This window comes from Petrimonas sp. (assembly GCF_963921705.1).
Taxonomy (GTDB): domain Bacteria; phylum Bacteroidota; class Bacteroidia; order Bacteroidales; family Dysgonomonadaceae; genus Petrimonas; species Petrimonas sulfuriphila.
Window position 1 is genome coordinate 3069149 of record NZ_OY997410.1, and the last position, 15803, is coordinate 3084951.

Annotated in this window: 8 protein-coding genes; 4 read left to right on the top strand and 4 right to left on the bottom strand. The window is 42.6% G+C overall.

Annotated features, from left to right (window positions below):
- The first annotated feature begins 8 nt into the window (after nucleotides 1–8).
- The 4 genes from AACM02_RS12820 to AACM02_RS12835 are packed head-to-tail and all read left to right on the top strand — an operon-like array spanning nucleotide 9 to nucleotide 5325.
- Entirely contained in the window at nucleotides 9–686 is a 678-nt protein-coding gene (locus AACM02_RS12820; protein ID WP_332456145.1) for a D-lyxose/D-mannose family sugar isomerase, read from the top strand.
- A 12-nt stretch (nucleotides 687–698) separates the two neighbouring features.
- Nucleotides 699–1889, top strand: coding sequence for a carbohydrate kinase family protein (locus AACM02_RS12825; RefSeq protein ID WP_214062541.1), 1191 nt, complete (start codon nucleotides 699–701; stop codon nucleotides 1887–1889).
- Between the two features lie 10 nt (nucleotides 1890–1899).
- Nucleotides 1900–3090, top strand: a complete 1191-nt coding sequence (locus tag AACM02_RS12830; RefSeq protein ID WP_214062540.1) for a hypothetical protein — start codon at nucleotides 1900–1902, stop codon at nucleotides 3088–3090.
- Nucleotides 3091–3144: 54 nt separating this feature from the next.
- The gene (locus tag AACM02_RS12835; RefSeq protein WP_339117188.1) at nucleotides 3145–5325 is read left to right on the top strand and encodes a GH92 family glycosyl hydrolase; all 2181 of its coding nucleotides are present in this window, start codon (nucleotides 3145–3147) and stop codon (nucleotides 5323–5325) included.
- On the opposite strand, the gene AACM02_RS12840 is transcribed toward AACM02_RS12835, so the two are convergent.
- From AACM02_RS12840 to AACM02_RS12855, 4 genes are all read right to left on the bottom strand, one after another.
- A complete protein-coding gene (locus AACM02_RS12840; protein WP_332456148.1) occupies nucleotides 5306–7594 on the bottom strand; it encodes a BamA/TamA family outer membrane protein in 2289 nt (762 codons plus the stop codon). The two genes, AACM02_RS12835 and AACM02_RS12840, sit on opposite strands and share 20 nt — an antisense overlap.
- A 29-nt stretch (nucleotides 7595–7623) precedes the next feature.
- Nucleotides 7624–12069, bottom strand: coding sequence for a translocation/assembly module TamB domain-containing protein (locus AACM02_RS12845; protein WP_321716198.1), 4446 nt, complete (start codon nucleotides 12067–12069; stop codon nucleotides 7624–7626).
- 108 nt (nucleotides 12070–12177) lie between these two features.
- A complete protein-coding gene (locus tag AACM02_RS12850) occupies nucleotides 12178–13278 on the bottom strand; it encodes a hypothetical protein (RefSeq protein ID WP_321716199.1) in 1101 nt (366 codons plus the stop codon).
- Between the two features lie 263 nt (nucleotides 13279–13541).
- Nucleotides 13542–15701, bottom strand: a complete 2160-nt coding sequence (locus tag AACM02_RS12855; RefSeq protein ID WP_339117189.1) for a S9 family peptidase — start codon at nucleotides 15699–15701, stop codon at nucleotides 13542–13544.
- Nucleotides 15702–15803: the final 102 nt, after the last annotated feature.

Sequence of the window (15803 nt, forward strand, 5' to 3'; positions counted from 1 at the left end):
TTATATTTATGAAACGAAGTGAAATCAATCAGATCTTAAGAGAAGCGAAAGAGTTTTTACACGAAAAAAATTTTTTGTTACCTCCCTGGGCTTATTGGACGATAGATGAGTGGAGGGAAAACAGAAAAAATGCGGAAGAAATTTTCAACAACATGTTGGGATGGGACATAACCGACTTCGGTTCAGGAGATTTTCACAGCCGGGGATTGTTTCTGTTTACCATCAGAAACGGAAAATTCAATGTAGACAAAAAGCCGTACGCCGAAAAAATAATGATCGTGGAGGAAAATCAGGAAACCCCGATGCACTATCATTGGTCAAAAATGGAAGACATCATTAACCGGGGCGGAGGAAACCTGGTTATCGAGCTTTACAATTCTACCCTTGACAACCAACTTGATACCACGGACGTACACTTTAAGAAAGACGGTATAAAAGGGTGGGTGGAAGCAGGAGGAAAAGTAGTCTTAACACCGGGAGAAAGTATTTCTCTGGAGCAGGGTATGTATCATCGCTTCTATGGCGAGCCGGGGAAAGGGAAGGTACTTGTCGGGGAGGTAAGCATGGTAAACGATGATTCGGCTGATAACTGTTTCCACGAAATAATCGGAAGATTTCCGACTATTGTCGAAGATGAAAAGCCACTCTATTTATTGGTCAACGATTACAACACTTTTCTCTCTTAACGTAAAACAGGAATGCTTAAAAAGAAAATAACAGTATCCGGTACAGGATGCTGCCTGGTGGACAGGCTGTACAACAACGTATCTTTTTATTCCAATGCTTTTCTTTCTTATTCCTCGAAAAAAAGAGGAGACGGAGGCCTTAGTCCCGGACACCTGGTACTGAAAGAGGAATTTGAAGAGTACACGAAAAAGAATTTTCAAGTTATCCTCAACGAACTGACAGCGGGGAGAGCGCCGGACAAAATCAATGTTGGAGGACCCTGCATCGTAGCCCTTATCCATGCTGCCCAGATCACATTTGGATTGAATAGTGAAATCAAGTTCTACGGGTGTCACGGGCCTGACGAAAACGGGAGTTTCCTGTTATCCTCCTTGCAAAAACTTCCGGTAAACATCAGTCATTTCAAGCAAATGGGGAACCTGACTCCATCAACCGATGTCCTTTCCGACCCCAGTTACGATAACGGGCACGGAGAAAGGGTATTTGTAAACTCTATAGGCTCGGCCTGGGACTATTCTCCCGAAAACCTGGATAACGATTTTTTCAAATCGGACATTGTTGTATTCGGAGGGAGCGCTCTGGTGCCGCAAATACATGACAATCTGGTTGAGTTGCTTCAACAATCGAAGGAGAACGGATGCATTACACTGGTTAACACGGTTTTCGACTTCGTGAATGAAAAGGCAAATCCACATAAAAGGTGGCCATTGGGAAAAAACGATGAAAGCTACCCAAACATCGATCTTTTGATTACCGATAGAGATGAGGCATTGCGCTTGAGCGGGGAAAAAAGTATTGAAAAAGCCATGCAATTTTTTATTGAGAAGCAAACAGGTGCAGTTATCATTACCAACGGGGCAAAGAATGTTTTGCTGTATGCAGGAAATGAATTGTTCGGGAGGGTTGAAATGCGGGAATTACCCGTTTCCGACGCTATATCGAAGAGAATAAGAGAAAAGGTTTATAACGGAGACACAACAGGCTGCGGAGATAATTTCGTAGGCGGCGTGATTGGCTCGTTGATGTTTCAACTCAACGAGGGAAAGATGAAACTTGACTTGGAGGCAGCCACCACACTCGGCATAGTATCAGGAGGTTACGCATGCTTATATATTGGCGGCACCTATTTTGAAAAATATCCGGGTGAAAAATACGAACTTATGACGCCGGTTCTTAACGACTACAAAAAGCAGATTAAATAACGAACGACTTATGGAAAAAAAATCCATCCTAATTTTTGGCGCCGGCAAGATAGGCCGCTCTTTTATCGGGCAACTGTTTGGTTTGTCGGGATACGAAGTTGTCTTTTCCGATATCGATGAGGAACTGGTTTCATTATTAAACCACGAGAAGTCATATGCCGTCGTGATTAAAGGAGACAAAGAGGAAAGGATAACCATATCCAACGTAAGGGCAATTAACGGTACCAATCAAGAAGCTGTGACCGAGGAAGTAAAAAACACTTCCATTATAGCGGTATCGGTTGGCAAGAATGCGTTGCCGAAAATTATTCCCACACTTGCCAAAGGATTAATAAAGCGTTTTCAAGGTTCTGAAAATGGTCCGGTTGATATCATCATTGCTGAGAACATGCGTTCTGCAAATGAAGTGATCTATAAAGAACTTAAAGACAATCTCCCGGACGATTTCCCTCTACACGATTATGTTGGACTGGTTGAAACAAGTATTGGAAAAATGGTTCCCCTTATGACTGCCGGAGAGATAAAGAAAGATCCTCTATCGGTCTTTGCGGAGCCTTACAACCAGTTGATCCTGGATAAAAAAGGATTCAGGAACGAAGTCCCGGACGTCATGGGGTTGGCTCCTAAGGAAAACATCAGGGCATGGGTCGATAGAAAAGCATTTATTCATAATTTGGGACATGCCACTGCTGCTTATTATGGTTTTTTTAAATATCCCGGTTCTACCTACCTCTATGAAGTTTTGGAAGACACACACGTAATAGAGTTTACAAGGGAGGCTATGCTTCAGTCTGCTGCCGTTCTTTTGAAAATATATCCAGACGATTTTACACCAAGAGATCTATCCGTTCACATTGAGGATTTACTATTCAGGTTTCGGAACAGGTCGTTGAAAGACACCCTATTCCGGGTTGGACAGGATATTCCCAGAAAATTAGGCCCCGATGACAGGTTTATGGGAATAATCCGTCTGGCCATCCCGTTGAGAATGCCTTATGACAAAATCCTGGAAGCCATGTCGTACGCTTTTTTCTTTAAAGCAACGGATGAAAACGGCCACAGGTCGGAACAGGACATCGTTTTTGAAAAACTCCTCTCTCAGGGAATCGATTATACATTGCAAAAAGTGTGCGGAATAGATCCGGTATTTGATCAGGAATTGGCTGAAAAGGTGAAAAGTTCTATAAACGTCAAACGTTAAATAATTACAAGTATGTTCAGGTATCTGTTTTTAAGTTCTCTATTTTTCCTTTTTTTGAAAGGCTTTTCCCAATCCAACCTGCCCTACGTAGACCCGTCGATTGGCGGTGTCGGAATTATTTTAGAGCCTACGAGGCCGACAGTGCACTTGCCCAACAGCATGCTCAGGTTTTTCCCCCAACGAAGGGACCATCTCGATGATCAAATAGGTAATTTTCCTTTAACCCTTACTTCTCATCGAAGGCACTTGGCTTTTGCCTTCCTGCCGTTAAGCGGTGAAAAGAATCCGGAAACATGGAACACCCGGTTAACTTATTTTCAGGAAAAGCTCAGCCCCTACTACTACACCACCTCCTTCGAGGAATCAGGCGATTTGCTTGAATTCTCGCCGCAGAGCCGGAGCGGTTATTTCAAGGTTCATTTCAAAAATAACATGGATCATTATTTAAGGTTCGGCATTTTCAACGACAAAGGAGAAATATGGGTTAGCAACTCCAGAAATGTTTCGGGATTCGAAGAGTTTGAAGGAATAAAAATCTTCTTTTACGGAGAAACTGATACGGATATTGTTTCCAAAGAATACAGGAATTCATCGGATAAAATGTGGTTACTAGCAGGTGTAGGAAAACAAAACAAAAAAGTATCCTTCAAATATGGAATCTCTTTTATCAGCATTGAACAAGCGAAAAAAAACCTGTTGAAAGAAATTCCGGAATGGGACTTCGAGAAAGTAAAAAAGAATGCCTATGCGGTTTGGGACAAGACATTGAGTCAAATACAGGTCAAGGGCGGATCCGACGCACAAAAAAGAGTGTTCTATACGGCTTTATACCGCTCTTACGAAAGAATGGTTGATATCAATGAGTACGGAAGTTATTACAGTGCTTACGACAATAAGATTCATTCATCCGACACCCCTTTTTACGTAGACAATTGGATTTGGGATAATTACATAGCGCTGGAACCCTTGCACATGATACTGAATCCAGATAGAGAGATCAACCAGATAAACTCATATATCCAAATGTACAAGCAGGGCGGATATATACCCTCATTTGCCTTGGCGACGGGGGACTGGCCGGCAATGACCGGGAATTTTGCCGCTTCCTGGATAGCGGATGCATGGCACAAAGGGTTGAGAAACTTTGACCTGAAAACAGCTTACGAAGGGCTTAGGAAAAATTCCCTGAACGCCACACTGATACCGTGGAGAAACGGGCCAAAAACAGTGTTGGACGATTTTTACAACGAAAACGGTTATATGCCCGGACTACCTCCGGGGGAAAGAGAGACCGTTTCGACAGTAGACACCGTTTGGGAAAAACGACAAAGCGTTTCCGTCACAACTGCCAACAGCTATTCAGACTGGTGTATCGCGCAACTGGCCTCGGAATTAAAGCTGATGCAAGAAAGAGACCTTTTTTTAAAACGGGCGGAGAACTATAAAAATGTGTTTCGTGCAGAAAGGGGGTTTATGTGGCCGAAAGACAAACGGGGAAACTGGATTGAACCTTACGATCCCCGTTTTGCAGGAAGAGAGTATTTTACCGAAAACAATGCCTATACTTACAATTGGGATGTGAAACACGATCTTGAAGGCTTATTTGAACTGATGGGCGGGCGTAAGGCGGCAGAATTAAAACTAGATCAGCTTTTCCGGGAAGATTTAGGATTGCCGAAGTTCAGGTTTTGGCTCACTCAACCCGACGCATCGGGGCTTGTAGGACAATTTGTTATGGGCAACGAGCCCAGTTTTCACATTCCCTATATCTACAATTATTTAGGAGTTCCCTGGAAGACCCAGAAAAGAATAAGGATGTTACTGGACACATTCTTTCTGGACAATATCTTCGGCATACCCGGAGATGAAGACGGTGGAGGAATGTCGGCTTTTGTAGTTTTGTCGATGATGGGATTTTTTCCGGTCACACCCGGCATCCCGGTTTATAATATAGGAAGCCCCGTGTTTAACGAGATAAAAATAAATCTGCCGAACGGAAAAGTGTTCAGGATAATTGCGAAAGGCAACACCGGTGAGAACATCTATATCCAACAGGCGTTTATAAACGGAAAAACCTTAAACAAACCTTGGTTTACTCACGACGATATCATTAACGGGAGCATATTGGAACTGGAAATGAGGAAAACGCCAAACAAGTTGTGGGGAAACAGCTCCGCAGACAGCCCTCCTTCATCGTTAAACTATGCACCAGGTATCAGAACGGATATCCGATAGCAAAATGGAAGGCAAAGTCACGGTGAAAATCGGGACTGAAGATAGTCCACCGTTGCCCTTCAGGCAAGGCTGGGTTATGGGCTTTCATTCCCAGATCGACGCGCAGTAAGAGGAAATTCAAATCGAGCCGGATACCCATTCCGTATGCAGCTGCAAGTTCTTTATAGAAACTGTTCCAACTAAAATAACCTCCGGGTTGTGAGTTGTAATCTTTTATCGTCCATACGTTTCCAACATCAACAAAACCGGCCAGTTCAAAAAGCTTCGTCAATTTTCTTCGAAACTCCAGGCTCATGTCCAATTTAATATCACCGGTCTTGTTGGCGAAATCGTAACCTAAACTATCGTTGTTATAAGTTCCGGGACCAAGTGTTCGCGTACTCCATCCTCTCACACCATTCGCCCCGCCGCCGTAATATCGTTTTTCAAAAGGCAGGACAATGGAATTTCCGTAAGGATAAGCCATACCAAGCGCAATATGTCCGGCCAATGTATTTTTGTCGTTCCACCGGTAAGCAGGAGCAAAATCGAAATCGGTTTTCACGTACTCGGCATAAGGTATTCCCAAAAACATTTCCCTGCCCGATGTGTTCTTTCGTGTTCCACCCATCGCTGCCACTATACGGGGAAGATAACCCGCGACTTCTATTCCGGCACGCACACGAAAGGGTAACCGGGGTGGTAACTGTCCGGAAGACACGTTTGTATAGCTGACGTTGTATGCTGTACGGACAATCATCTGTTCTTCATAACTGGCTTTTAAAATGGGATTGATGCTATCGTTCATATACGCATTTTTGAACTTTTCGCTCATCCGGGGCATTCTCACATACGTAATATCCAGAGGCTCTACCACATTGGTTACCTGCCAGTTACGGCGAGCCCACTGAAGGCGGGACGAAAGGTTGAAAAACTGGCGCAGGTATTCACTCCTGTTTTGAAAATTAACTCCGACAGAGAATTCTGTAGATGCCGAAGGTTGATCTCTCAATTGCTTCATCACCCAAGGCAACAGGAGCTGAGGTATCGATAAAAATGCTTCCGCACCGTATTCGTAATAACTTTTATCAATAAGGCTGGCGCTATCGGATGCCGTGATGAACTCGTAGGCTCCGTTCAGCTTGATGCGAAAAGTTTCCCCACCCTTCAATATATTTTTATGTTCGTAGGTTGCATCTGTCGCTATACCCAAGTCTCCAGCAGCATGTGTTCCATCAATACCAAACTGCATAAAATGCATATTTCCCGGATAAATGGAAATATTAGCGTTAATATAATTAGAATCGTTTACTACAACCGGTGTTAAATTGATTGCCGTTTGACTTACCGAGCCCAAACGGTTCAGCGAGGAATAGGTTCTCTCAACCAATTGATCGGAATAAACCCTAGTGGGACGAATAAAGGTATTGTAAAAAATAGCTGCTGGACGCATAAACTTATCCCGTTCCTGTACGACTTTCACATCCCTGTATTGAACGGTATCCAACAGATAATGCTTGGAACTGTCCTGTAGAATGGTAGAACTGACTCCGTTATTTACAATCACTTCTCCAAACCTGTAGCTGCTGTGCAAAGTACTGTCCGTAGGATTATTCAATCCCAGTGTCAAATCCACCTGATGGGTGCCGACAGTGGTATCGGCCAGGAAATAGAAGTTTTCCTTGGAGAAATTATAATATCCGTTGTTTCTCAGTTCGTTGGTTATCTTTATTCGTCCGTTTTCCAGTACCTCCAGATCAAAAGCATCTCCTTCTTTTATCACATTCAAGAGCTTCTTTTCATCCAGTATTTTGTATATTGTGCTATCGACAGAATAGATAGAGTCCCTGAAGGTTCTGACCAGGTAAGGGTCATTACCTGTAACTTTATAAGTCACACTGGCTTTCCGATCTTTCTTATCTACTACCGTATCTACCTCTGCATTTAAATATCCTTTATTACCCAGCTGCAGCCTGATCTGTTCCATCGAAAGTCCGGTGAGGCGGTCGCTGTACAACACAGGCGGTTCGCCAAACTTAAGGAACTGGCGATTGAGCCATGTGGAGTCATTCTCAGGAATATTATAGGCATGCAATTTTATTTTCCCGAAAATAAACATCGACGAGTTAGGCTTTTGCCGAAGGTAAGGCTTCAGGTCCGACTCACTGGCTCCTTTGGTATCTGTATCTATTTCGACCTTGTTCAGCAAGTAGCTTCCGCTCGGCACTTTTTTTGTGGCATCGCACGAAATCAACAGTAAAACAAGGAATATGCAGAAAGAATATTTCATCTGTTTATTTTTGTTCTTTGCTCTTTGTTCTAATCCTCTTTTTTTCTGAAACTAAACCGGAACAAATCCCTGAAGGTTCGGGCATCCCGTGTCACCACAATCCCAGTTCCTTGTGTAGTGGGCGCCCGTTTGGAGAATCGTTGGTTCGCCCTGTTGTAGACACGTATCATCAGCCAGTTATTAATATCGTACTCCAACTCAAACTCTCCCATAAATGCCTGATCGCTCGCGGTGGTTGCTTTGTCTCCATAACTGAGATTTGTTGAAATTCGAAGCCGGTCATCAAGTAAACGTGTGGAAAGATCCAACCCCATTCGAGCACTTTCAAAACTTCCATCCCGGCTTTGGAGGTTGGTGCTTATGGTCCAGTTATCGTTCAGGGCTCCGGCAAGAAGCGCATCCAATCCTTTGGTAAGCTGACCTGCGGCAAGCGTAGCAGCCATATTGTTACCCAAAGCCACACCCAAGGAGCCCTCGGCAGGGAAAAATCCACCCGTCAGGATAAGGCTGGCAAACTGGCGGTTCTTCTGCTCGTCGGTACTGATCAGACTGTTCAATCGTTGCCGCACATCGTTAGAAACCTCGGGAAGATCTATCCCGTATTTCAGGTTCATCTGCTCCAGATTCCCCTGTATCTCCAACAGGGCGTTAACTGCAGTCCGGGTATTGGAAAGCTGGGTAGTGAAGCCTTCGCTGAGCGTGGCTAAATCAGCATTTACCTGATTGTATGCAGCAATATTAAATTGCGTACTCATCGGGTCTCCGACAAGAGTAACCGTGCTTCCTTCACGAATATTAAAATCGATGGTCTTAAGGTTTTGAAAATTATATTTGAATTTTCCTTCCTCGGCAACATAATCACCATACAGACGAACGGACGGCACGGCCCTAGAATCGAAATTAGCACGAATCTGTCCAGATCCCTTGATCTCCAAAGCATCTCCCGTTGTCGGATTGATCACTACTCCTGCTTCAAGCAGCGGATTTAAATTCAAAATTGCTTGTATATTAATAGGAATGCCCGTACTCAGGCGTGTATTGATGCGTGCATTCACGTTATCGTTCTCTCTTTTTCTAAGAAATGAAAGCGTATCCACATCCTGCGGAGTATTTATGTAAATGATACCGCTGTACTTTTCTGCCTGAGCGGTTTGTGGTAATTCAATCCTGATATTCGACCGGCTTTCATTCTTCAAATTTGCATTTCCGTATATTCCCGACGAGGAGCCGTTTATGTTGATGTCTCCGCTTAATCTCAGCGTACCGTAAGCTATTTCATCCGTCCTTTGCTCGTTATTCAACAAGAGAAAATCGGCCATATATACACTGACATTGTATGTCATTCCATCAAAGTTATTGTGGCTTAACGAGAGGTTCAAGCGAGCCTCATGATTATTGTTATCTTTAATAACCAAATTATTAAGACCGATATTTTTTGGCGAAATATTGATGGTATCTGATACATTGTATGTCACGTTCGTAAATGCAACCGTCATTATTCCTTCGTCAATACCTAGCCAACCTTCAGTTATAGGAGCATTTGTTTTGCCGGAAAAGTTTATATTGGAGTTTATTGTTCCCGACAGCTGACTAAAGGTAGACACCGCAAAAGGCTGCACCCAGGCTAACGGCAAATCGTTTATTTTTATATCCACATCCATTGGATTTTCACTACCCATAGGTACAAATCCGGCAACGGCAAGGTAGTTATCACCGTTGTTCTTTATACTGGCATCTAACGAAAGTCCTTTTTTAATCACGTCCCAGTTTCCTTCAATAGCTAGTGTTCCGATGGTATCCGTCTGGGTTCGTATATTTTCAATTCTGAAATTGTCCGTTTGAATAAGTGGGTCTGCTAAAGCCTGGTTAACAATCACTCCCCCATTGATTGAGCCTTTAAACGTTGAAATATTAAATGCGGCCAAAATGGTTTCTACTTCAGTATTGTTGAAAAACGCCCGAATGGCATCTTCCCGTTTTTTCGATGCCACACCATCTATTCCCAACAATAACATTTCGTTTTCCCGTATTTCAAAATTGTTTACGGTAATTTTTTCCTTTTCGTAAACAACAGATGAAGGGACAATACTGATTGTCTTTCCATTAAACACAACCTGAGTGGAATTAATGGAAATATCCGATACCGGATTATCTTCTAGATCACGCCGGAAACCCATAGATATATTCAGGCTTCCGTCAGCTTTAGCCACTTTATTATTTACATTGATATGCAATATGTTTATAACTGAATCACTTATTGCCCGGGTATCCAACCTTGCATTAATATGACCGTTTTCCTGTACAAGATAGGTATTAGCATTTACACGTGCTCCCGATAACACACCTAGATTTACATCTATTTTGCTCTCGCGGATTTCGTTTTGCCCAAACATCAATCGCGGAATATGGCTGCTTAACTGTACCGATTTTGAGTTTACCATATCCACAGTACCGGTAACGGTTGCTGGTTCAACGTTTATAAAGGGAAGCGACAAGGCATACGAAATATCTTCGGTATTCTTCAGTAAAAAATTAAACCTGAAAAAATTCGTCCCTACCTCCGCTGCTTTTTTTGGAGGTTCTTTTATCAACGTAGGTAAGTGTGGATGCAGGGCATTCATCAACTCGGTACCGATAGTTGCAAAACTGTAATTCCCGGATATTTCTCCTTCTACGATGGAGGAAAGTACCTGTATCTTCTTTTCACCCGCCTCATCAGCCGAAAGCGCCTGAAGATAAATCGGACCTGGGTTGTAAATAAAATTGGCATCGTAGAGGGAAGTACTGTCAATCACCACATTTCCCTCGAGATCATCAATGTTTTGCCCTTGAAGTTTTCCATTAATACGGGCAGTGAGGTAAGGATTCTCCCACTTTTCAACCGTTATAAGCGGCGATAGAAAAAGTTTATCGATGGTTCCCTGTACATCAAACCTCATTTGATTTCCAAAACCAATATTAGCGTATAAATCGAGTTTATTGTCTTCGGTATCCGTAAACACCCGGCCGCCAACACTATTGTCATTCCCGTTGTAGACGCCACTTACAGTCAAATCCCGATATGGATAGCCTTTGTAAAATACCGATCCGACATTGCCATCGATAGATATCTTTGGTAGTTCATTTTTCTTGATATTTACTTCGGCAAAAGTATGGAGAGAAAGATCATCAACGCCAATTTCTTCACCTATTATTTTACCGATTTGCAGGTTTTCGGTTACCAGCCGGCCATCAACGTTGATATTTTCGAACTTGCTGTCGGTACTACCCTTTCCATTAAACGAAAAGCTTCCGGGAGATGTGTTTACCTGAGTAACAACATTGAAATTACTCATACGGCCTTTCGCTTTCAGCGTCAACTCTATATTTTCCAACGATTCCAGTTGTGGGCCAAGTACAAAAGCAGGTGCACCAATACGGATAAAATCCTGCAAATCCTGTACGCTCATTCTGAAATTAGTGATATCCACACTAATATCGGCATCTCCGTATTTTGAGAAATCGGATATCAGTCCATTCACCGTAAAAGCCGTTTGATTGCCGTACCTGGCTGTCAGGTTTTTAATCTCAGCTTGTGGAATTTTCCCTTCCAAATCGGCATCAAAAGCAAAAGGCTTGCTTAGGTGCGTGAGCTTATCTGAAAAAACAGCCGCGTCTTTCGGATCAATCCAATCACTTTTAGCCGTAAGGTTAAATGCTTTGCTGTCTATATCGTAAACGGCTTTGCTTACATCCAAGTGAGAATTATTCAGCGTGAGCGAGAGTCTGTCGCTCCACAGTTTTGTGCCGTCTGAGCGAACCATACCCTGTAGGTCATACACTTTTACTCCCGCTTTTTGTTCATCAAAACTCAAGGTTTGGATATCCGCGACAAGATGTTTGATGTCGAGCGATGAAATGTCCGCATTGAGATTGAAGTTTTTTACGAAAAAGTGATCGGGATTGAACTTTCCCGGAGCTTCCGGCCTTGAAAGGATATCGTAACGCAGCGTCCCGTTGGAAAGTTTAATGTCGTTTATGGAAATCTTCAGAGGAGCTTTTTCGGATTTCTTTTTTAACGTGTCGGTAGGCGCAAATGCATCAATGATGAATTGGAAGTTAAAAGTTGTGTCTTTAGATTCCCTATATACTTTTGCGGTAAAATTATCCAAACGGACCGACTCGATAGACAAATGATTGTCCAATAAATTCCAGATATTTATGCGCGCGGATAATTTATCGGCAAACAACAACGTATCTTTCTCCTGGTCTTCTACATATAAACCTCCGATTTCAACACTATTAAAGAGTTTGATCCGAATCTTGTCAATGGACATTTCGGTTTTTACTTTGGGTTTAAGTTTCCCAATAGCAAAATCAGCAGCAAATTTTTGAACGGATGGGATATTGAATGTCAGAAAAAGTATAATATTCAATACTATTACACAAACGATAATAATGGCAAAAATCCGGACAATTTTCTTTGCTAATTTCATTTGATTTTACCGATAGTGTCGGTTAAACGTGCAATATTACTAAAAATTTAATTTTTAAGGATGGGAAAAAGGCATTTTAACTTAGATTAAGGCGGAGTTGAGGATGTTTCAACACGACGTTTCAGCAGGTTTTAGTTTATAATTCAGCAAGACTGTATTCTTCAGGTATTCAAACTCAAGCTCAAAACATTCGGAGAAAATATGAGAGTTTCTGTTATCTTCAATCTGCTTTTCTGTCCATAGTTTTCCGTCCCGCAATTGCAATTTGTTGAACTTTTCCTCATCGTCGATAATAGAAACGTACAAAAAAATCAAACGCTTGGTGTTGCTGTTTTCGAAAATATATTTAAGCAAGAAACGTAATGGAATATCCTTGGTTCCAATTTCTTTACTAATCGTGTTATGGACCGCTTCATTTATATCGTGATTATACTGCATGTATTTTTCAAATGGATAATCGAGGGCTCCCGGGTTTAGTAATCGGGAAGCATCGCGCTTCTTCAAGTAAATTTTGCCGTTACTTATCAATGCCACCCTCACCACCGGATGCATAAACTTATTCCTCATCTCTTTCGTAACGGATTTCGCCACTTTCCCGGTAACTTCTCCCGATTCTGTTACCACGGGGAGCCATTCCTCTTTTCGCAGTTTTTTATCTAAGAACAAAAACCGGATAACCTTCAGAAAGATTATGGTCAGCAGGATAAGTTGCGCGATCAGTATAATCTCCTGTTTACTTATCCAAGGAGTCTTGATTGTTGAAACGGTAAAATATACCAATATCAGTAACAAATGGAAAAAGAACGCATACTGTACTTGAAAAGCAACCCGAAAAGATTCCGACAGGTAGTTCCTGACGTTGGGTTTTTTGTTTTTTGACAGCAACAATATTACCCGGGTACGAAGTAAACGGGATATAATCAATGCTACAACAAAGATTACTTCAACAATCACAAATTTTCCAAACGTATCAAGCGGATGATAAAAAAGAAGCAATAAAAGTGCAACGGAAAACGTGATGGCCGAGATATCATACAACATCCGGCTGTGTTTCCGAACCAGGAAAACACCTGCCAATGATAATCCCAACGCAATACACATAGCTGTTCCTGCATTTACCCATCCTAAAAGAATCGTAAACACAAGTAACGGAACGAGTCCGTAGGCTGGGTTTCTAAATTGTTTTATGATTATACTGCCTTCTCCCATAATCGAAATTCGATCAGCTTAAAAAAAATCGTGATTCAGAAACTGTTTTGAAGAAATTGCTTCATTGTATCCTGATGCAAAACTGCTTTAAATCAATTTTTAAACCTGTCATAATAACACCCAGCTGAGTTTTTTGTTTTAGGGATACAAAAAATTACGGCTTTCCCTCAGGTCATAAAAAACTGACGGAACGACTAACCATCACTCCGTCAGGACAAGCACCACACTACAATTGTACGGGTACACAAGTTTCTACATATGTTTTACAGATTCTTCCTGTAAAACTCAATTACTTTTTCGTATAGGTACAAACGAGAGTTTTCGCCGGAGATAAAATGATCTTTATCGGGAAAGTAAAACATGTCGAAATGTTTACCGGAAGCGATTAATGCCCGCGAATACTCTATGGCGTTCTGAAAATGGACATTATCATCGGTCGTTCCATGGATGAGCAACAACTTTCCCTGTAACTGCGAAGCAAGAGCAACCGCCGAGCCAGCAGTGTATCCCGATGCATTCTGTTGCGGTGTCCGCATAAAACGTTCGGTATAAACAGTGTCATAAAACCGCCAATCAGTCACAGGTGCAATGGCTACTCCTGCTTTAAAAACACCATTCCCCCGGCTCATACTCATCAAAACATTGTAGCCTCCGTAACTCCAACCCCAGATGCCAATACGGCTACCGTCTATATAAGGAAGTGTAGCCAGATAGCGTGCAGCGGATGCCTGATCATCCGACTCTTTTATACCCAAATTCATGTAGGTTTGCTTTCGAAACTCTTCGCCGCGCGCGCCGGTTCCCCGTCCGTCAACCGATACAACCAAAAAACCTTCGTTCGCCAGAGCGTAGTGCCAGTCTGCACCAAACCGGTCCAGCACCTGCTGCGAATTAGGGCCGCTGTACTGTATCATAACCACCGGATATTTTTTAGAGGCATCAAAATTACGGGGTTTAATAATCCAACCGTTCAACTGTGTGATGCCATCGGCGGCAGGGATGCTGATAAACTCTTTATTAGGGAATTGTGCAGATGTCCACAGGGCCGCCGCCTGCTTATTATCTTCGAGGACGCGAAGTTCCTTACCGGTGGCGTCATGTACAGTAATGAGGGTGGGTGTATGGGTATCCGAAAACCGGTTGATGAAAAACTTGCCGTTACTGCTGAACGACGCATTATTATAACCCTGCCGCACGGATAGCTTTTGCGGTTGACCCTTATCAATATTTACCCTGTAGATATTCCGGCGAAGGGGACTTTCATCGGCAGCCTCATAGAAAACCGTTTGGGTCTGCGCGTCCACCGCCAGGAGATTTGTCACATCGAAAGGGCCCGTAGTCAGCTTTTTTTGCAACGTTCCCGTGTAACCGTAAATATAAATATGGCTGTATCCCTCTTTTTCCGACACGTATGTAAAACGGTTGGGTAAGAAATGGATTCCGTTGAGCAGTTCAGCATCAACGTAATATTTGTTTTCTTCCCTAAGAATGAGTTTAGCAACTGTTGTTCTTGGATTTACAAAAAACATATCAAACCGGTTCTGATTGCGGTTCAGGGTCATAGCCACCAGTTCTTCGGCATTTCCGGTGAAAGTTATCCGCGGTATATAACCGTCTAGATCCAAAGGGACATCCATTTTACGGGTCGTACGGGCATCGATATCAAAAACACGCAATTCTACCGATGAGTTTTTCTCGCCCGGCTTGGGGTATTTGTAGGTATAAAACCCGGGATAAAGTTCCTGGTTAAAAGTTTGAAACTGATATTGACGGACTTGCGACTCATCTGAACGAACAAAAGCCAATAACTTGCTATCGGGTGAAAATTCCATTAACCGGGTGGTAGCAAATTCTTCTTCGTAAACCCAATCGGTGGCTCCGTTGATAACTTTGTTGGGTTCACCGTCTTTGGTAACCTGAGATTCTGTATCAAAATCGAATTTGGCAAGCCAGATATTGTTGTCGCTCACGTAAGCCAGCATTTTCCCGTCGGGAGAAAACGTAGGGATCATCTGTTTGGAAGGATTCTGCGTAAGTTTACGTACCAGGTTGCGACGGACGTCGTGATAGTAATAAGTTGCCTTGAACGAGTGGCGGTAGATCTGTTCCTTTTCTCTGTAAACCAACACCCTGTTTTCATCCGGACTCACCAGAAATCCTTGAAATGTGTCAAAAGTACATTCTCGTGCCCGACGCGTGTTGAAAAGCGTATCCACCGCATCTCCGGTAGTATAGGAAAACTTAATAACCGCCGTGTTTCCCGGGTCCATCTGGTAGTAATGCATCCCATCGGCCGAAGATTCCATCTGCCGGATATCTTTTGCCGTAAATCGGCCTTCGACGATGTCTTTTAATGTGTAATTTTGTGCATTTAACAGCAAAATGCTGCTTACGAAATAGAGGAATAAAAGTGTCTTTTTCATTATTATATGTTTTGTTCTTTTACCGTTTAATTGCTCTAGCCTGCGAATAAAATCCGTCAATAGATGACTTTATCGATCACAAAAATAAGAATTATATCCGAC